Consider the following 18,837-nt stretch of genomic DNA (forward strand, 5'->3'; position numbering starts at 1 on the left):
CTTCTGCCATTTGTTTTCATCTAAAAAAACCAACTTCATCCTCTTTCCTCTATAAATTATTCTCTCTATCCTAACATAAGATCAACACGACCTAGGACACTAAACCCATAACCCCATACGCGGCCAGAAGGCTTCCCTCAATAGCCCAGGCGTCTCACCCTAAACTGAACAGCACTCTAAACTGAACGACTGTAGTGGCTGATGGACGGCCTGTTGCTGCTCAAAGGGGCTTCGCTCCGCTAGCGCGAGATCAGCTCCGCTTGCAACCGCTCCCGGGCCACCTGCAAAGCCTCTGCCAATTTCTCCGGCTGTTTGCCCCCAGCTTGGGCCAAGTTGGGCCGTCCGCCACCACCGCCCCCAGTCAGTTTGGCGATCTCGCCGACGAAGGATCCCGCCTTCAGGCCAAGTTGCTGCACCGCAGGGCTAAAGGCAGCCACCAGGCTGACCTTGCCGGCTTCCGGCACCGATCCCAGCACCACTGCCCCTTCCCCCAGCTTGTGGAGCAGATGCTCGGCAGCGGTTTTGAGGGCCTCAGGGGTGGTGGATCCCAGCTCGGCCACCAGCACCTTGAGATCTCCGACGGCAACCGCTTGGGCCAGCAAACGTTCGGCCTGCACCAAGGCCAACTGGCTGCGCACCTCTTCCAGTTCCTTCTGGGCAGCTTTCAGCTCCGCCTGTAGGGCGGCAACCCGCTCCGGCAGTTCCTGGGGCTTGGCTTTGAATTGGGCGCTCAGCTCCCGCACCACCCTGTCCCGCTCGTTCAGGTATTCCAGTACAGCCGGCCCGGCCACGGCCTCGATGCGACGGATCCCGGCAGCCACCCCGGTCTCGGCGATGATCTTGAACAGGCCGATCTCGGCGGTGTTGTTGACATGGGTGCCACCGCACAGCTCCATCGACACCCCCGCAAAGTCGATTACCCGCACCTCAGCGCCGTATTTTTCCCCGAACATGGCCACAGCACCTCTGGCTTTGGCCTCGGCCAAGGGCATGATCGCCACCTGAGCAGCATGGGCCTCGGCGATCCAGGTGTTCACCAAGTTCTCGATCTGTTCCAGCTCCTCAGGGGTGACTGGCCGGGATAGGGTGAAATCAAAGCGCAGCCGGTCAAAAGCCACCAGGGATCCTGCCTGACCAATCGAGGGATCGACAATTCTTTTCAGGGCTGCCTGCAGCAGGTGGGTGGCGGTGTGGTGGGCTTGGGCGCGCCGCCGACAGGCCAGGTCGATTTGGGCTTGGACGGGATCCCCCACCCGCAGGATCCCGCGTTCCACATGGCCAAAGTGAACGAACAGATCCCCTTGCTTTTGCACATCTTCAATCCGCACCAGCAGGCCGTCCCCAGAAAGGTAGCCCCGGTCGCCAATTTGCCCGCCGGACTCGGCGTAGAAGGGCGTGCGATCCAAAACGACCTGCACTGCCTGCCCTGCCTCCACTTGGGGCACCGATTTTCCCTCGACCAACAGGGCCTCGACCACGCCGCGGGCGGAAGATTGGCTGTATCCCAAAAACTCCGTTTGGCTGAGGAAATCCGCCAACTCGTCCAGGGATCCCTGGGCTGTGAGGTCGATGGTTTGGTGGGCGGCGCGGGCCCGCTGCCGCTGTTTCTCCATTTCTTGTTCAAAGCCCTCCAGATCCACGCTGAAGCCGTGTTCCTGGGCAATTTCTTGGGTTAGCTCCAGCGGAAAACCGTAGGTATCGAAGAGCTTGAAGGCGTCGGCGCCGGAGATCTGCTTTGGCGAGCTGCTGTCACGGCGGGAAGATTCGACAGCAGTAAACAAATCCAGCAGTAGCCGTTCCCCCCGCTCCAGGGTTTTGAGAAACTGCTCTTCCTCCCGTTGCAGCTCGGTCTTGATCAGGGTTTCTCGCTCCCGCACCTGAGGATAGGCAGCCTCGGCCAACTGAATCGCGGTCTCGATCACCGGGATGGTGAAAGGCTCGCCGATCCCCAGCAACCGACCGTGGCGCACCATCCGCCGGATCAGCCGCCGCAGCACATAGCCCCGATCCACATTGGAAGGAAGCACCCCATCGGCAATCAAGTGCATCACTGCCCGCGCGTGATCCCCGATCACCTTCAGAGAGATCTGCTGCTCCGGGTTGGCCTTGGAGTAGTTCAGCCCGGCGATCCCAGCCGCCGTTTGAATGATGGGAAAGATCAAGTCCGTCTCGTAGTTGTTGGGCACCCCCTGCAACACTTGGGCCAACCGCTCCAACCCCAGGCCGGTGTCGATGTTTTGCTTGGCCAGCGGCATCAGGTGACCTTCGCTATCCCGGTTCAGCTCCATGAACACCAGGTTGTAGATCTCCAGAAAGCGGGAGTCATCCTCCAAATCGATCCGCTCATCCCCCAGCTCCGGCTTGAAGTCGTAGTAAATCTCAGAACAAGGGCCACAGGGGCCGGTGGGGCCGGCAGCCCAGAAATTATCCGCCTCTCCCATGCGCTGGATGCGGTGGGCCGGGATCCCTATCTCATCTCGCCAGAGGGCAAAAGCCTCCTCATCTTCGCGAAAGACGCTCACCACCAGCCGTTCCGGGGGCAGGCCGAACACCTCCGTCACCAGCTCCCAGGCCCAGGCGATGGCCTCCTTTTTGAAGTAGTCGCCAAAGCTGAAGTTGCCCAGCATCTCGAAGAAGGTGTGGTGGCGCGCCGTTCGGCCCACATTCTCGATGTCGTTGGTGCGCACACATTTCTGGGCCGTTGTAACCCGTGGGTACTCCGGATCCCGTTGCCCCAGGAAAATGGGCTTAAAGGGCAACATGCCAGCAATGGTCAGCAGCACCGTTGGATCTTCTGGCACCAAGGAGGCGCTGGGCAACACCTGGTGGCCCCGCTGAGCGTAGAAGTCCAGAAAAGTTTGCCGAATGGCGGCACCGGAAAGAGCTGGAAACATGACAGGCGAAGATGGCTGTATTCATCAATTCTAAGTTTTCCCTCTGCAGGGCAGTCCAGCCCTTGTTGTTCTCCTCTGTTCCACCAAACCCCATCCGCCGAAAACCTAAGCGATTTGTCCGATTAACCTCAGGGCGGGCAGACGCTAAGATCAGCCTATCTGAGGCAGTTGTGCAAGATTTGTTTCTTCTTGGTCTAACCTGTATGTATCTCTCACAACTTGCCTGCCGACTTCTTGGCTCCGTCTCGGTTGTCCGGATCGCCAGCCGGTAACCCCAAACTGGTATGCCCACTTGCTACTGCCTTAACCCTGCCTGTTTGCACCCGGAAAACCCGGCGGATGCCTCTACCTGTGCCTCTTGTGGCCATCCCCTCCTGCTGCGCAATCGCTACCGGGCCTTCAAGCGCATCGGCCAGGGGGGATTTGGCTCTACCTTTTTGGCGCGGGATGAGGACATGCCCTCCAAACCTTGGCGGGTGATCAAGCAGTTGCGCCCGGTCGAGGGATCCCCGCAACTGGCCAAGCTGGCGGAGGAGCTCTTCAATCGCGAGGCCCAAGTGTTGGAGCGCCTGGGCGAACATTCGCAGATCCCCAAGCTCTACGCCCACTTTCAGGAAGGCGACAAGTTCTACTTGGTGCAGGAATTTATCCAGGGCACCACCCTCTCCCAAGAAATGCGTCGCAATGGGCCCTTCTCCGAAAAACAAACCCGGCAGGTGATGCAGGAGGTGCTGCTGATCCTCAGCTATGTCCACAGCCAAAACACGGTTCACCGAGACATTAAACCCGCCAACCTGATTCGTCGCAAAGAAGATGGTCGATTGGTGCTGATCGACTTTGGGGCCGTCAAGCAGCTCGGCCCGGGCCAGGATTCGGCAGAAGAGGCGACGGCCATTCGCTCCCTTGGCTTTTCTCCCCCGGAGCAAGTAGCCGGCCAGGCGGTCGGTCCCTCTAGCGATCTCTATGCCTTGGCTGCCACCTGCATCAACTTGATGACGTTGGAATCTCCGGCCAAGTTTTATAACCATGAAACGGGACAGTGGGATTGGTCGGATTGCCTGCAGCTCAGCCCGGAATTCGACGCCATTCTGCACCGCATGTTGCAGCCGGCCATCAATCAGCGCTTTGCCACCGCCACCGAGGTCTTGCGGGCGCTGCAAGGGATCCCGGTGGAAGAAGCACCGATTGTGTTGCCCAACTCCCCCCTGTCTGCCAATCCCAGCACATCGGTGATCTCCGGCTACTGGGCCAAGCGCCGCTCAGGCGGTTTCTCGCCCACACCCCTACCTCAGTTCACTGCAGGGGGAATGACAGCCAGCAGCCCGCTATCCATCCCCTCTGAGTGGGGGAGCACCACCGGTTTTACCCAACTGGGCCGAGCCAGCAGCATCACAGGCAGCGGACGGATCAAGCCGGCTACCCCACCGCGGATCCCTTCCATGGCGGGGGCCGATCTACGGGGAAAGTCCTTTGCCAACCAAAACCTAGCCGGCTATGATTTGCGCCAGGCCGATCTGCGGGGGGCCGATTTCTCAGGGGCCAACTTGCAGGGGGCGGATCTGCGCGGCATCCTCTTCAACACCCCTCAACCCTACTGGCTGAGGGTTTTGATCCAACTGTCTGGATCGGCCAAAACATTGGGAGGGATCCTGACAGGCTTGGGGGGGCTGCTGGGCTCAGGGATCCTGGCCTTTTTGCTTGTCCGCCTGACCACGGGCAATTTGGTTTATGCGTTGGGAGCGGCTGGGATCGCCTTGGTGGTGGCCAGCTCGGTGATCTGGTCGATGGGCGGTGGGGTTCGTTTGGCTCGATACCCAGAAGAAAAGAGCAAGCGCTTCACCAACTTTTGCAAAGCAGATCTGCGAGGGGCACAGATGGACGAGAAGCTGCGGAAGTTTGCCCGTCGGCAGGGAGCCATTTTGAGCTGACGCAGGGCGGATTGCGGATCTGGCGGATCTGGAATTTTGCGTTGCGATCTTTAAGCTTTATAGATCTTTAATAGTTTTATAGTTGTTTCAGGTTAGGATGAGACGTCCGGGCTACTGCTCGCGCCAGCGGGACGGAGTCCTATCGCGCCGGCGGGACGGAGTCCTTAGAAAAGCCTTCTGGCCCTCCGCATTCAACGCTTTGTCCTAGTTTGAATCGAAATGACCACAAAACCATACAAAGAGAAAAGTTCAAGAGCTCAAGCCATTGAAGGGGGTGGAGAGGCCCATCTGCGAAGCGATTGATTGACCTGTTCCATCAAAGCTCGGCAGGCCACGGTCTTGCCCTGTTGCCGATCCCCAGCTTGGTCGTAAAAGACAATACCATCGGCCCGAGAAAGGCCCAACGCCAAGAACAACAGCTCCAAGACCCCAAAAGAAGCGGTCTCCAGCTCCGGCGCTCGATCCTTAAGCTCTGCCAGCGTGGTGTGGGCATCTTCCAGGTGGCCGAAGGCCGGGATCCACAGATGGGTCGTCGGCTGGGATCCCTCTGAGGATGAGTCGCCAGCAGCAGGATCCTCGACCACCCGCACCGTCAGCCAGCCGCCATCGGGGTAGCGCAAGGTGGTGTATTGCAGGTGATCCAGGTGTTGGGCCACCTGAGTGAGCACATCCGCCACCTGTTGCATCGCCGCCGTCGGGATCCCGTTTTGGGGAGCAGTATCCACAAGGGTTGCGGCCTGTGCTGCCAAACTAACCACCATGATTGACAACAATCCTCATTCACATCCAGAATAGATATTCGCAGCGATTGGGGCTGTAGTTCAATTGGTTAGAGCACCGCCCTGTCACGGCGGAAGTTGCGGGTTCGAGCCCCGTCAGCCCCGTACTCTTGAGAACACTCTAGCTTAGTCGCTCCCCTGCAGCCTCATATCTCCAGACTGATCTGATTTCTGATGGAGACTGCTGCGCAACGCGGTCGGCCTGGGGTTTAAGCTTCGGCGGTGGGGCCACTCTAAAATGGGGCTTAGTCCAGGGGAAAAACCATGCAGTATCGCAGATTTGGGCGTACCGAGCTGTCTATGCCCGTGCTGAGCTGTGGTGGCATGCGCTATCAACACAGCTGGCAAGATACTCCTTGGTCAGGGATCCCAGCGGCAAGCCAGCAGAACCTGGAGGCGACGATTCGCCGGGCCTTGGAGGTGGGCATCAACCACATCGAAACTGCCCGCGGCTATGGCACTTCTGAAATGCAGTTGGGCCGCATTTTGCCGCTCTTTCCCCGGCAAGATCTGATTGTGCAGACGAAAATTGGCCCCAGCGCCGACCCGCAGCAGTTCCTGGCCAAGTTCGAGCAATCGATGAGCTACTTGAACCTCGATTATGTGGATCTGCTGGCCATCCACGGGTTGAACACCTGGGAAGACTTGGAACACAGCCTGCGTCCAGGGGGGTGCCTGGAGGTGTGTCAGCGCCTAGTACGGCAGGGACGGGTGCGTTTTGTCGGCTTCTCCACCCATGGGCCAACGGAGTTGATTGTGGAAGCCATACAGTCAGGGGGCTTTGATTACGTCAACCTACACTGGTACTTTGTCAACCAAACCAACTGGCCCGCCATTGAGGCTGCCGCCCAGCAGGATATGGGGGTATTCATCATCAGTCCCTCGGATAAGGGGGGCAAGCTTTACGATCCGCCCGCCAAGCTGGTGCAGTTGTGCCAACCCCTCAGCCCGATGGTCTTCAACGACCTGTTCTGTCTGTCCCATCCCCAGGTTCACACCCTCAGCATTGGGGCGGCCCGACCCAGCGATTTTGATGAGCACCTGCGGGCGGTGGAGCTGTTGGATCGGGCTGATGAGCTGTTGCCGCCGATCCTGGCCCGCCTAGAGCAAGCTTTGATCGAGCAGGTGGGGGAACACTACGCCAAAACTTGGCACCAGGGCCTGCCTCGCTACGACCAAACCCCCGGACAAGTGAATATCCCGTTCATTCTGCTGCTGCGCAATTTGGTCTTGGCCTATGACTTGGTGGACTATGCCAAGAGCCGTTACAACCTGTTGGGCAATGCCGGCAGTTGGCTCCCCGGCCAGCGGGCAGACAAAGTGGATGCCGAAGCCCTGCGACCCTATCTCATCCACAGCCCCCACCGCGACCGGATCCCGGCCTTGTTGCATGAAGCCCATCGCCTGCTCTCTGGAGCTGAGGTGAAGCGCCTATCTCAGAGCTAGCTTGCTCAGGGATCCCCCCGTTTGACGGTATTAAAATGCTTCCGCAAGAGATTCAAGACTACATCGTTTTATTGAGAAACTCCGTGTTGCAAGAACAGTTACTGAGTTAGATGAGAGTCTGGCAACACTAGCCCCACCGCATCTGTAGACGCAAGAGGAGTACCATTGCGATGGCCAGCCTTTTACTGTGGCCTGTTTGGCATGGTTGTAGGTGATTGAGATAACAGTCGCCGACCTTTCGGATTGCCAACGGATGTGCCGTCACTTTTATCGGATAGGCCGCACTCTCTTGGATCTGGACGCTGCCAAAACCGTTCGGGATCAACCCACCTGGTTTGAGGCTCCATCTTAAGGTCAGGGGCAGGAACCTGTTTGCCAGCAGCCTCAATCCCCTTGGACAGAGTGCTCTCAGCCACCCAACCCCATCGCTTCAATTTGATGAATGTAGTCGGGGGGAAGCCCATGCTCTCGTGCCCCCTTCAAGATTCCTTGAAGATATCCCTCGCTTGGGATCAATGAATCATCAATGAATGAATCTCCCGCCACGTAAGTCATTGCTTCGATCACTTCACCCTCATCGCTTCGAACCTGAACCTGCTGGCGACGGTAATGACCTCCCGGAATTCCTTCATACCGATCCATCCTCTCCAGCCTGTCCGAGCTGCACAGATAGGCAACTCCCCACACAACCCCAGAGGGATCCCGGACAATGTTGGCCTTGCCGGTTCCATCGTTGCCGCGCTTGTTGAACGTCAGGCGGTATCCCTGCAAACGAGCACGCCTAGCTTCCTTGAAATCAACAGCACGGTGTCCCATCTGCTGGGCATCTAGGTTACTTCCGTATGCAAAATACCACTGCTCACTCATCTCTAGTTCCCTTGGTGTCGGGTGAACCCGCCTACCCAGAATTACACTGAGATATTGAGCACATTAGCATCACGGGATCCCGCCCCTCCATGAGCTACTTGGTTATCGACACCGAGGGCAACGCCAACCTGGAAGAGATCGCCCTTATCGACAGCAGCGGCAAGCTTATTTACCATGCCTACACCCAAGAATACTCGCCCCACCACCCCCAGCCCAAACCTTTGGCCCAAATCGTTGCTGACCTGCGGCGCTTGGCACAAGGCAAGACTCTTGTTTTCCACCATGCAGATCACGACCTAAAAATCCTTAAACAAGCCTTTGACCAAGTTAACCAAGATTGGCTTCCTAACCCCATCTTCTGTACTTGGTCAGCCGCCAAGCAATGTTTTCCCAACCTTGCCGGTTACAGCCTAGAGTATCTCAGCAAACATCTCGGGATCCAACTGGAGAGCGGTTACTTCAACTCCAAACTGGCCCACGACGCCAGCTACGATGCCCTCTTTACCTACCACCTCTATCGCCACCTCACCCACGCTCAGCTCAAAGCCCAGAATGTTCCCAATCCTTTCGCCAACAGCAGAGTTGACAATCCCTTTCAGCATTATCCCGACGAGACCACCATCTATCAGCCTCAGTACCAGCAGCTCACTGCCACCCTACAGGACATCCAACGGGATCCCAACCACCAGAGCCGAGGGGTTGTCTTACTGGGAGAACCTGGATCCGGCAAGACCCACCTGATCATGCGGGTGGCCCAAAACCTCCTGCGCCACAACCGTCTCCTGTTTATCCCTCAGCCCACCCATCCCGACAACATCTACCACCACATCTACAGCCACACCCTGGAATCCCTGCGCGAACGGGTAGATGCCCATCACCACACCCAGCTCGACTACTTGATTGCCAAGAGCTTTGTGGAAATCTTGAAAACCTTCCCCCAAACCTCAAAAACTGAAGAGCTTCTCTCCCTTCTCACGGCGGATCCCCTCAACCTCTTTCATCGCCTGGGAGCAGAAGGCAGCGAGCGTCGTCGTCAGCAATGGCAAGCCATTGAAAAACTGGTTCTGCGCTGGTGGGCAGAGCAAAACTTCCTTACCGGTTCCACCGAAAACATTCTCAAGGGCATCATCAAATACTGCAGCTACAGGGATCCCAACCGCCGTCACCAGATCATCCGCTGGCTCAGCGGTACCGACCTGGATCCTGAAGAAACCAACTTGATTGGGTTGCCCCCTTGGAGTGCAGATCTGGATCGCAACACCTTTGCCCTAGAAGGGATGAAAGTCATCGGCAGGCTTTCGCTGCTCGACCAGCCCCTGATCATTGTCTTCGACCAATTGGAAGCTTTGGGCCGAGAGGAAAATCGAGATATCCTTCTCAACTTTGGCGATGCTCTAAAAGAGCTTTTTACCCGTATTCCCAACAGTCTGTTTATCCTCAATCTGTTCCCCGACCGTTGGCAACATTTCCAAACCCAATTTGACCGGGCTACCGTCGATCGCCTCTCCCAAACCGTCCTCTCCCTAGATCTCCCCTCTCTTCCCCAGCTTCAAACCCTTCTGCAAACCCGTCTGCCCTCAGGGATCCACCTCCAAGCTCTCTTTACCGCCGATGACCTCAGCGATATCCTCAGCCAACCCTCGATCCGGGCCATTCTCAACCGGGCCTCAGCCTACTATCGCCACTACATCAACGGGATCCCTCTCCCTCCCCAGGTGCAAGTTGTACCCACTGCCAGCAATCTAGCCGCCCGTGTCCAGCGGCTCGAAACTGAGCTGCAAACCCTCAAACAACTGCTCATCCCCCTTCTGCCTGCCCACGGCCCCTCCATCGTTCTATCTCCACCCCTTCGGGATCCCAGCCCATCTGCCGATCTTGTTGAGACGCTGGATCCCTATCTCCGCACCACTGAGGCTCAGCTCCGCGCCGCCTATCCCCAAGAGGCGATCATCGACAGCACAGCCGATATCGGCAAATTGCGCACCATCGTCAATGCCCTGCAAGGGATCCATCCTGTCCCCATGAGTGCCCTGAAGCTGGGCAAACGCAAGCTTCCAGATCACCTCTATTTCCCCAGCCAAAAGCGGGTGATTGCCTTTATCCAAGTGGCTGCTGGCAGCATGTATTGGCAGGTCAATAACTTCAACCAATTGGTGATTGCTCACCCTGGGCTTCAGTTTCTCTTGCTGCGGGACGCCCGCCTCAAGCCTCCTTCTCCAACAGCTACTGCCACCCAAGCGGCCTTGGCTGCCCTCAACAACAGCCCTAATGGCAAGTATGAGCTGCTCACCAAAGAGGATCGCATTCACCTGGAGCTGATGTACAGAATGATCACCGACATCCAAAACCGCGACTTGGAGCTAGACCTGACCTCAGCCGTTCGGTATTATCTTGACCACAGGGATCCCCCCCTTATTGCCTGGATCCTGGGCCGTGATTAAGCGCTCCAGATCCGTCGAAACCCCATGTTGTTCAAGGTCGGCTCCGCATCGGGATCCAGCACCGTAAAACCGGGATCCCATATTGTCCGGCCAAGCTTGTGACCTGATTCTTAAGGCTGCCGATCAACGGAGCCAATGGCAAGGGATTGACAGCGGAGCCAAAGTACCTCAAAGTTTCCAGCATAGTGGGCTTTGTCCGGCTCAAGCCCTCCCCTGATTACTCAGTATCGGAGCGGCGGGATTTGAACCCACGACCCCCACTACCCCAAAGTGGTGCGCTACCAAGCTGCGCTACGCCCCGACGCACTTACGGGTAGAAGCCCATGAAGTGCCTAGCTAGTCTAGCATCGGATCGCGGCCAGAGTTAACCCCAAGCTGCGGGATCCCGTGGAAAACATGCTAGCTTAGTTAAGCCGTTAAGAAATCGCACGCCTGAACCACCGGGTGTCCTTACAGCCCTTTCGCGGTTTGCTGCAACAGCTCCTGAGTTCCTTGCCAATGGGGGTAGAGCGCTCTGTGCAGGTAACCGGCGGGAAGGCCGTAACTGGGATCCGTTCGGGCGGAGGCTAACCCGTAGGAGAGGAAAAACTCATGAGCGTAGTCAGTTTGCCTCAACTGTTGGAGGCAGGGGTTCACTTCGGCCACAAGGCCAGCCGCTGGAACCCGAAAATGCGGCCCTACATCTTTACCGAGCGGAACGGCATCCACATTATCGATTTGGTGCAGACGGCCCGCTATCTGAACGAAGCCTACGAGTATGTGCGGGATGCTGCTGACAGGGGTTGGCGCTTCCTGTTTGTGGGCACCAAACGGCAAGCTGCCGGGATCATCGCTCAAGAGGCTCGTCGCTGTGGCAGCTACTATGTCAACCAGCGCTGGTTGGGGGGTATGCTCACCAACTGGGCCACCATCAAAACCCGCATCGACCGCCTCAAAGAAATTGAGGAGATGGAGAGCAGTGGTCTTCTGGATCGCCTGCCCAAACAAGAGGCCAGCCGTCTGCGGCGAGAGTTGGCCAGGCTGGAAAAGTACTTGGGCGGCATTAAAACGATGCGCAAGCTCCCCGATGCGGTGATCATCGTCGATCAGCGGCGGGAGGCCAACGCCGTTCAGGAATGTATCAAGCTGAACATCCCGATCATCTCACTCCTGGACACCAACTGCGACCCCGATCTCAGCGATATCTTCATTCCCTCTAACGACGATGCCATTCGAGCGATTAAGCTGATTGTAGGCAAGCTGGCGGATGCCATCTACGAAGGGCGGCATGGGCAGCTCGACACCGTTGAGGAGGATGAGTACGACTACGAAGGGGCGATGGATCTGGACGACGACATGCTGGAAGACATGGAGGACGAAGAAGAAGGAGAAGCCGAGGAAGGCTAGACCGAGGGCAGGGATCCCGTGCAATCCGGGCACTTCCCTGCCTGTTCCCTATCCAGAGGCGTGTATTCTTGAAATCTAGGTTTACAATTCTACCGAAGCCCGCTCATTCTCACTCATATCCCGCCACATTCTTCCCGTTCTTTCATTCGAGGAGCCCTCATGAGCATTGATGCCAAACTGGTCAAAGAGCTGCGCGAAAAGACGGGCGCAGGCATGATGGACTGCAAAAAAGCCCTGGAAGATTCCGGTGGCGATATGGAGAAAGCCATCACCTGGCTGCGACAGAAAGGGTTGGCAGGGGCAGCCAAAAAGGCCAGTCGCGTCGCGGCAGAGGGGGCAGTTGACAGCTACATCCACTTCGGCAATCGAATTGGGGTGTTGGTGGAAGTGAACTGCGAGACGGACTTCGTGGCCCGCAGCGAAGATTTTAAGAAACTGGTGCAAGACATCGCCAAGCAGATTGCCGCCTGCCAAAACGTAGAATACGTCAGCGTTGACCAGATCCCTGCTGAAGTGGTGGAGCGGGAAAAAGCCATTGAAATGGGCAAAGAAGATCTGGCCAATAAGCCGGAGAACATACGCGAGAAGATCGTGCAAGGTCGCATCGAAAAGCGCCTGAAAGAGTTATCCCTGTTGGATCAACCCTTTATTAAAGATTCCTCGATCACGGTGGAGGAATTGGTCAAGCAGCACATTGCCAAACTGGGGGAAAACATTCGGGTGCGGCGGTTTGTGCGCTTTGTCCTGGGAGAGGGGATCGAGAAAGAAGAAGTGGATTTTGCTGCTGAGGTTGCCGCTCAAGCCGGTCTCAAGCCGGCAGAGGCCCCCAAAGTGGAAGAGACTCCACCCGCTCCTCCTGAAGAACCTGCCCCAGAACCGGCCCCTGCTGCCGAGAGCAAGCCGGCCAAAAAAGGCTCCGCCAAGAAAAAGAAATAGCCGGTCAAGGCTGAGCTGTAGGGCCATGTCGGCGGTGCAGAGGCGTTGAAACTGCGTTATGGAGAGTGTGGGCACCTCTATGTCGGCAGTTCTATAACCACTACGCTTGGGTATCCCTTGGGGGAAAGGCTAGGTTATGCATGCAAATGTTCTGATCCTCCCGCCTTGGCAGGGTTAACTCCAGCACGCTAAGGTAGCAGACGGCCTTTTTGGATCCCGGGCATGAGTTTTATCTTGCGCAATGCGTTAATTCCCACCGCCACCGGCTACGAAACCGCAGATGTGCGAATCGAGGGGGAACGGATTGCTGCCATAGGCAGAGGGTTACCCGCAATGGGCGCAGACAGCCTGGAACTGGATGCCAGTAACCAACTCTTGCTGCCGGGCTTTGTCAATGCCCACACCCATTCTTCCGAAATGTGGCAACGAGGGATCATACCGCCCTATCCGCTGGAGCTGTGGCTGGCACAACTGCACGAGTACTCGCCGCCGGATCCGGAAAAAATCTATCTCAGCGCGCTGGGGACGGCGGTGGAAACCCTGCTGACGGGGGGCACCTCGGTGGTGGATCATCTGGTGTTGATCCCAGGCCAAGAGTTGGCCACCATTGAGGCGGCGGTACGGGCCTACCGAGAAGTCGGGATCCGCGCCTTCGTGGGCCCCTTGATCCAGGATCAGGCTCTCTCTCGGGGGTTGCCCAGCAGCTCCTCTTGGGATCGGGAGCCGGAAACCTATCCCCTCTCCACAGCAGAGGTGCTGGCCATTGTGGAAGAGGCGGTGCAGCGCTTTCACCGGCCAGAAGAGGGCATTACCCTCATGGTGGCTCCCACAGGGATCCAACTGTGCTCAGACGAGCTGTTCAAGGGCTGTGCGGAGTTAAGCCAGAAGTATGACCTACCCCGCCACGCCCACCTGTTGGAAACCCGCGCCCAGCAGATGTTGGCCCAGGAAAAGTACGGCTGTAGTGCTGTGGAGCATCTGGAGCGCTTGGGCTACCTAGACCGGAAAACTTCCTTGGCCCACTGCGTCTGGCTCAGCGATGCCGATATCGAGATCTTGGCCCGCACCGGCTCTACCGTTGTTCACAACCCCCTGAGCAACCTGCGCCTGGGCAGCGGCATTGCCCCCATTTTGAACTATCGCCGGGCAGGGGTGAACGTGGCCTTTGGCTGCGATGGATCCGCCAGCAACGATTCCCAGGATCTCCTGGAGGCCATCAAAATCGGCACCATCCTGCACAACATCACCGATCCCGACTACCGCCACTGGATCTCGCCCCGCGAGAGTGTGGAGATGGCCTCCCGCGGTGGGGCCATTGGCCTGGGGCTAGGGGAGGAGCTGGGATCCCTGGAAGTGGGCAAGCAAGCGGATCTGGTGCTGTACGATCTCACCCAACTGTCGCTGTTGCCCCGTACCGATCCCATTGGGCTGCTGGTGTTGGGTCGGCCCACCCAGGCAGTGCATAGCGTTTGGGTGCGAGGAAAACAGGTGGTGTCCAGCGGAGCCGTGACGACGGTGGATGTGGCCAAGCTGCGGCAGGATCTGTTTGCCCACAGCACCTGGGATCCCTCCCGCCGCTCCCAGCAGGTGGCACAGCTGGAGGCCCGCTACCGCCGCGTGATGGGTTTGCCGGCATAGCCATGGCAGGGATCCCTGCGGGTTCAGAGGTCGACTGGTCCAGAGCCACTGCGCAGGTGAAACGACAGGCCCTGGCCCTGGGTTTTGACAAAGTCGGCATTGCCAGCATAGAGGATCCCCCCGACTTGCGGGGTCTGCAAGCTTGGCTGGCTGCGGGCATGGCCGCCGACATGGCCTGGATGGCCGATCCCCGGCGAATGGATCCAAAGCAGGTGCTGCCGGGGGTGCAGTCGTTGGTCTGTGTGGCTTTGAATTACTACACCCCCATCCGCCACAGCCAGGATCCCGGCAAGGGCAAGATCTCCCGCTACGCTTGGGGTCGAGATTATCACCGCGTGTTGGGACGGCGGCTCAAACAACTCCACCTCTGGATGCAAGCCCAGTTCCCAAATCATACGGGTCGATTCTACGTGGATACCGGCCCGGTGGCGGAAAAGCCCTGGGCCATGCAGGCGGGCTTGGGTTGGATCGGCAAAAACAGCCTGTTGCTCACCCGCGAGTACGGCTCCTGGGTGTTTCTGGGAGTGATCCTGACCACCCTGCCGTTGCTCCCTGACCAGCCCCACACCGCTCACTGCGGCACCTGTACCCGCTGCCTAGAGGCTTGCCCCACGCAGGCCATCGTCAGCCCAGGGGTGGTGGATTCCCGCCGCTGCGTTGCCTACCACACTCTAGAAAGCCACGCTGAGCGGATCCCTGCCAAGATTGCCCAGAACCTGCACAACTGGGTGGCCGGCTGTGACATCTGCCAGGAGGTCTGCCCTTGGAACCAACGCTTTGCCCAACCCAGTGGGATCCCGGATTTTCAGCCTTACCCTTGGAACGTTGCCCCCGATCTCCAGGAGCTGGCCCGGATCGATGATCGGGAATTCGACCACAAGTTTCCGGCCTCTGCCCTGCGCCGGCTCAAGGCCCACCGCCTGCGCCGCAACGCCCAAGCAGCCCTGGAAGGCAATTCCAGCTCTGCAGCTGGCAGCAACGATTTGGAAGCCCCCTCTACTTAACTTGGATACGCTTTCCTAGCAGGATCTTGCGGCCTCGAGGCCGGCGCCAGAAAATGGTGGGGCTATTGTCTCTGGGCCAGGGACGCAAGCTAACATACATGCCCTACCCTCTTTCTGAGGCCACAGTGCTGGGCCGCCATGGTCTTGCTCTCGTGGGAGCGGTTTTGCGCAAAGGACGTGTGGACTTGGTGCAGGAGTTTACCCACCGCTTTGTTTGAGCTGGATCGACTCAAACACAGTAGCCCCACCTAAAACACGGTCATTTCAAGCTAGATTAGGACACTCCGTAAACTACCCGGCTCCGACCGCTAAGCGGTACGGAGCGGGCTTTCAGTAGCCCTGAGCCTGTTCTGCTCTACCAGAGAACAAAACAAGCCCGGACCTCTAGGCTGGTTTACGACAGCCCCCAAGAGCGCAATCACATTCGCACCATTCAAATCCGCATCCCCTTCCCATCCACAGTGCCCACACTTGAACGACTTGCCACTGCGGTAGGATTGCGCAGGGTCGGGATGGATGTGCAAACACCGGTGGCAGGTCTGCGACGTGTAAGCAGGCGGCACAAGAATCAGAGAAACCCCTGCAACCCTCGCCTTGTATTCCAGAAATTGACGTAGTTGGTAGAACGCCCAACTGTTGGCCCTGCGCCTTTCGGTTTTGCTGCGTGGCTGTTGATTGACCCTTTCCCGGATCCCTGTCAGGTCTTCCAGAGCAATAGCGCTGTTGGTAGCTTTTGCCCTAGAGACAATAGCTTTGGAGATGCGATGATTGACCCACGTTTTTGCTACGCAACGCTGACGCGACTGAAAGCGTCTCTCCTTGCCAGACAGCCGTTGCAACAGTTCTCTGCATCTGCGCCGCGAACTGCGTGTGCCCTTGCTGGCTTTGCGTTGGAGTACCGCCCTCAACCGGGAGTAGTGGTCTCGGACTCTGTTCAACTGCTGTCCATTCCAGTTATCACCCTCTGACGTATGGGCAATATCTGTCCTTCCAAAGTCCACCCCGATCACCTTGTCGGTATCTTGTTGCTTGGGTGGTTTTTTCTCTACGCAAATCTGGATGTAGTAGGAGCCATCTTTGCGCTTGACCAGGGTGGCAGCTTTGGGGTTGGAACCAGCCAGCATCCCACGCTGGTAGTTGCCAATGGCCAGTTCAAAGCGTTCTCTCCCTTCCACCGTGGTGAGCGACACCGTCCAGTCTTTTTGACGGAACGAAAAGATGCGAGCGTCGTAGGTAACAAAGCCGCTCTTAAACTCCTTGACGGGACGCTTTTTCTGCTTAGCCACTTTGCGGGAACCCGCTACCCGTCTGCACACCTGTTGAGCCAAGTTACTGGACAAGCCAAACCGGGCTCGAATCTCGTAGTAGCAAAGGGATTGCAGCTTGACCGCGTTGACGATCTTCTCCGGCGTGTTCTGGTTGACCCAATTCAAGGCTTGGCCAAAAGCCTCCAAAGTCGCGTCCAATTTGGCGGCTTGCGACGGGGACACCTTGAGCTTGCAGGATATGGTCAGGACTTGGCTCATAAGTTCATTGTACTTCATCAAAGCGCATTCCTCCCGGCAGTGACCCTACGGGTACAGTGCGGGGCTCCTGCGATTTCTAGCTGAACGCTCGGCGCCGCTTCCGCGACCATCCCTGGCTCCTTTCCCTCTGGGAGAGGGGGCAATGCAAACAACTGTAGATTTGTACTGAGATGACCTTGAGAGTTTTGGACTAGAGCTGGGTGGAGCTCTCCTAAGACTAGGTAGCCCGTAGCTGCACCGGCATAACCAAATAACAGAGCCGCATTGCCCCAAGGGGCTTCCAGATGGCCGGCTGCGTGGCGCCGTTTAGCTCCAGGCTCACCTGCTGCGTATGAAACACCCTGAGGGCATCCAGCAGGTAACGCACATTGAAGGCCAGCTCCAGGTCAGGACCAGACATCTGCACTGGCAACGATTCCTCGCCACTGCCCACATCGGGCGCCTCGGTGCTGATGCGCAGGGTTTGGGTTGCGGCAGAAAGATTGAACTTGACGATGTCGTTTCTTTGGGCAGCAAGTACTCCCACCCGTTCCAGCGACTCAATCAAAGGCCGACGCTCCAGGGTTATCTGCCGCTCAAATTGCCTGGGAATCAGGCGGTTGTAGTCGGGATATTGGCCCTCCAAAAGGCGGCTGGTGATCCGCTGTTGGCACTGCGTTTTGCTGGCGCGAGGAGGCAGCACAAACTGCACCTGGGATCGGTCAAACCTCAGCTCCACCGTAGAGGCGACGGTCTGGGTGCCGAGGATGCGCTCCACCTCTCGCAAAGTGCGAGCGGGAATGGTGAAATCCAACCCTATTTCCCCATGGGCCGAAGCAACCGGGATCCCTTCGGCCTCCACCTGCACCATCGCCAGACGGTGCCCATCGGTGGCTGCAAACTCCAGGCAAGGGGGATCCCCCGCCAAGAGCTTGACATGCACCCCTGTGAGCACCTGCTTGGTCTCATCTCCAGAGGCCGCAAAAAGGGTTTGGCCGATCCCTTGCAACAGGCTCTCGATGGGCAGCTCCAGGGCCTGAGCTGTTGGGCTTTCCTCCCCCACAAAATCGCCATCTGCGTCGGCGGTGCGGAGCAGTATTTCCGGTAGGGTGGGGTACTCTTCAGCCGACATGCTGCGCACTTGGTACTGGCCGGCTGCCGACATGAGAATCACAGGGGCACTCTCCTTGGCTTGGCTGCTCGCGTCAAGAGTCACTGGGCCGCTGGGCAGACGGCTGACGATGTCGCTGAGCAGCTTGGCCGGCAGGGTGGTGCGACCGGATCCCCTGACCTGAGCCTCGAACTCGCTGCGAATGCACAAGTTCAAGTCAAAGGCAGTGAGGGCAACCCGTTGAGTTTCCGCATCGACCTCTACCAACACGTTGGCCAAAACGGGCAGGGCGGGGCGGCTGGCCACAGCCCGTCCAACGGAAGTGAGGTGGTGGCTGAGATCGGCTTGCTCGCAGGTGAAGCTGAAACCCTCCGGAGACGAGTCCACGGCCCCGTCAAGGTATCCCTCCCCACGCTGAGGAGCTGCAGTCTTGCTGCTGCGCAACACTGCCGCAAATGACTCGGCCTCGAGTTCTCGATCCACAGGACGTTGAGCTTGCACCATGGGGGGCACTTGAGGGCTGCACACGCAGATCCTACACCGACTGCCCCGGTTGGATCCCTTCCCTTGCGGTCGAGTTTTGGAAAATTTGCCTCGCGCGTAGGACAGATCTGAAATTTCGATCCCTGCCTAATTTAATTTTTTGATCTAGTAGTAGTAGGGGCTGTGGAAACTGTGGAAAGTGATCGTCAACACCTTGCGCCATGAGCTTTTGAGCTTATTCCCCACCTGTGGAAAAACTGTGGATAACTTGGCCACTTTTCCACAGAGTATTTATACCTGTTAATAACTTGGGGGGTTTTTCCACAGGTTTTCCACAAATTTTTCAGGTTTTTCCACAGGTTTTCCACAGGCTAATGTTGTGATTTCCTGACAAATTCATAAAAATTAACACACAGTCA

The 18,837-nt window shown here is 57.7% G+C and carries 12 protein-coding genes and 2 tRNA genes; 8 read left to right on the plus strand and 6 right to left on the minus strand.

The genetic code is table 11. The features are described 5' to 3' along the window. Positions 1–239: 239 nt before the first annotated feature. Positions 240–2,894: an alanine--tRNA ligase gene (gene alaS, locus ACVWXZ_RS11605; RefSeq protein WP_457482539.1), complete on the minus strand. Its 2,655-nt coding sequence runs from the start codon at positions 2,892–2,894 to the stop codon at positions 240–242. Between the two features lie 284 nt (positions 2,895–3,178). Here alaS and ACVWXZ_RS11610 point away from each other — a divergent pair, with 284 nt between their 5' ends. Then, on the plus strand, positions 3,179–4,822 hold the full coding sequence (locus ACVWXZ_RS11610) for a protein kinase domain-containing protein (protein ID WP_457439976.1): 1,644 nt from the start codon (positions 3,179–3,181) through the stop codon (positions 4,820–4,822). A 257-nt stretch (positions 4,823–5,079) separates the two neighbouring features. On the opposite strand, the gene ACVWXZ_RS11615 is transcribed toward ACVWXZ_RS11610, so the two are convergent. Next, entirely contained in the window at positions 5,080–5,583 is a 504-nt protein-coding gene (locus ACVWXZ_RS11615) for a hypothetical protein (protein WP_414342275.1), read from the minus strand. 49 nt (positions 5,584–5,632) lie between these two features. On the opposite strand from ACVWXZ_RS11615, the gene ACVWXZ_RS11620 reads away from it, so the two are divergent. Next, positions 5,633–5,706 (plus strand) — tRNA-Asp (locus ACVWXZ_RS11620). A 159-nt stretch (positions 5,707–5,865) separates the two neighbouring features. Further along, on the plus strand, positions 5,866–7,047 hold the full coding sequence (locus ACVWXZ_RS11625; RefSeq protein WP_457482540.1) for an aldo/keto reductase: 1,182 nt from the start codon (positions 5,866–5,868) through the stop codon (positions 7,045–7,047). Between the two features lie 408 nt (positions 7,048–7,455). On the opposite strand, the gene ACVWXZ_RS11630 is transcribed toward ACVWXZ_RS11625, so the two are convergent. Further along, the gene (locus ACVWXZ_RS11630; protein WP_414342279.1) at positions 7,456–7,914 is read right to left on the minus strand and encodes a gamma-glutamylcyclotransferase family protein; all 459 of its coding nucleotides are present in this window, start codon (positions 7,912–7,914) and stop codon (positions 7,456–7,458) included. Between the two features lie 89 nt (positions 7,915–8,003). Between ACVWXZ_RS11630 and ACVWXZ_RS11635 the strand changes: the two genes are divergently transcribed. Next, positions 8,004–10,355, plus strand: a complete 2,352-nt coding sequence (locus ACVWXZ_RS11635; protein WP_457482541.1) for an AAA family ATPase — start codon at positions 8,004–8,006, stop codon at positions 10,353–10,355. Between the two features lie 227 nt (positions 10,356–10,582). Here the strand turns inward: ACVWXZ_RS11635 and ACVWXZ_RS11640 are convergent. Next, positions 10,583–10,656, minus strand: a tRNA-Pro gene (locus ACVWXZ_RS11640). 290 nt (positions 10,657–10,946) lie between these two features. Here ACVWXZ_RS11640 and rpsB point away from each other — a divergent pair. From rpsB to queG, 4 genes are all read left to right on the plus strand, one after another. Next, positions 10,947–11,741 (plus strand): 30S ribosomal protein S2, encoded by a 795-nt coding sequence (gene rpsB, locus ACVWXZ_RS11645; protein ID WP_414328871.1) that lies wholly within the window; start codon positions 10,947–10,949, stop codon positions 11,739–11,741. 144 nt (positions 11,742–11,885) lie between these two features. Beyond that, positions 11,886–12,677 carry a translation elongation factor Ts gene (gene tsf / locus ACVWXZ_RS11650; protein WP_457384367.1) on the plus strand — a complete coding sequence of 264 codons (792 nt, stop codon included), beginning with the start codon at positions 11,886–11,888 and terminating at the stop codon, positions 12,675–12,677. Between the two features lie 222 nt (positions 12,678–12,899). Beyond that, positions 12,900–14,315, plus strand: coding sequence for an amidohydrolase (locus ACVWXZ_RS11655; RefSeq protein WP_457482542.1), 1,416 nt, complete (start codon positions 12,900–12,902; stop codon positions 14,313–14,315). A 2-nt stretch (positions 14,316–14,317) separates the two neighbouring features. After that, on the plus strand, positions 14,318–15,319 hold the full coding sequence (queG, locus tag ACVWXZ_RS11660) for a tRNA epoxyqueuosine(34) reductase QueG (RefSeq protein ID WP_457403497.1): 1,002 nt from the start codon (positions 14,318–14,320) through the stop codon (positions 15,317–15,319). A 308-nt stretch (positions 15,320–15,627) separates the two neighbouring features. Here queG and ACVWXZ_RS11665 read toward each other — a convergent pair whose 3' ends face one another. Both ACVWXZ_RS11665 and dnaN read right to left on the minus strand, forming a co-directional pair. Continuing rightward, positions 15,628–16,845, minus strand: coding sequence for an RNA-guided endonuclease InsQ/TnpB family protein (locus tag ACVWXZ_RS11665; protein WP_457482543.1), 1,218 nt, complete (start codon positions 16,843–16,845; stop codon positions 15,628–15,630). 217 nt (positions 16,846–17,062) lie between these two features. Further along, positions 17,063–18,439, minus strand: coding sequence for a DNA polymerase III subunit beta (gene dnaN / locus ACVWXZ_RS11670; protein ID WP_457403500.1), 1,377 nt, complete (start codon positions 18,437–18,439; stop codon positions 17,063–17,065). Between the last annotated feature and the right edge of the window lie 398 nt (positions 18,440–18,837).

This window comes from Thermostichus sp. MS-CIW-38 (assembly GCF_054058415.1).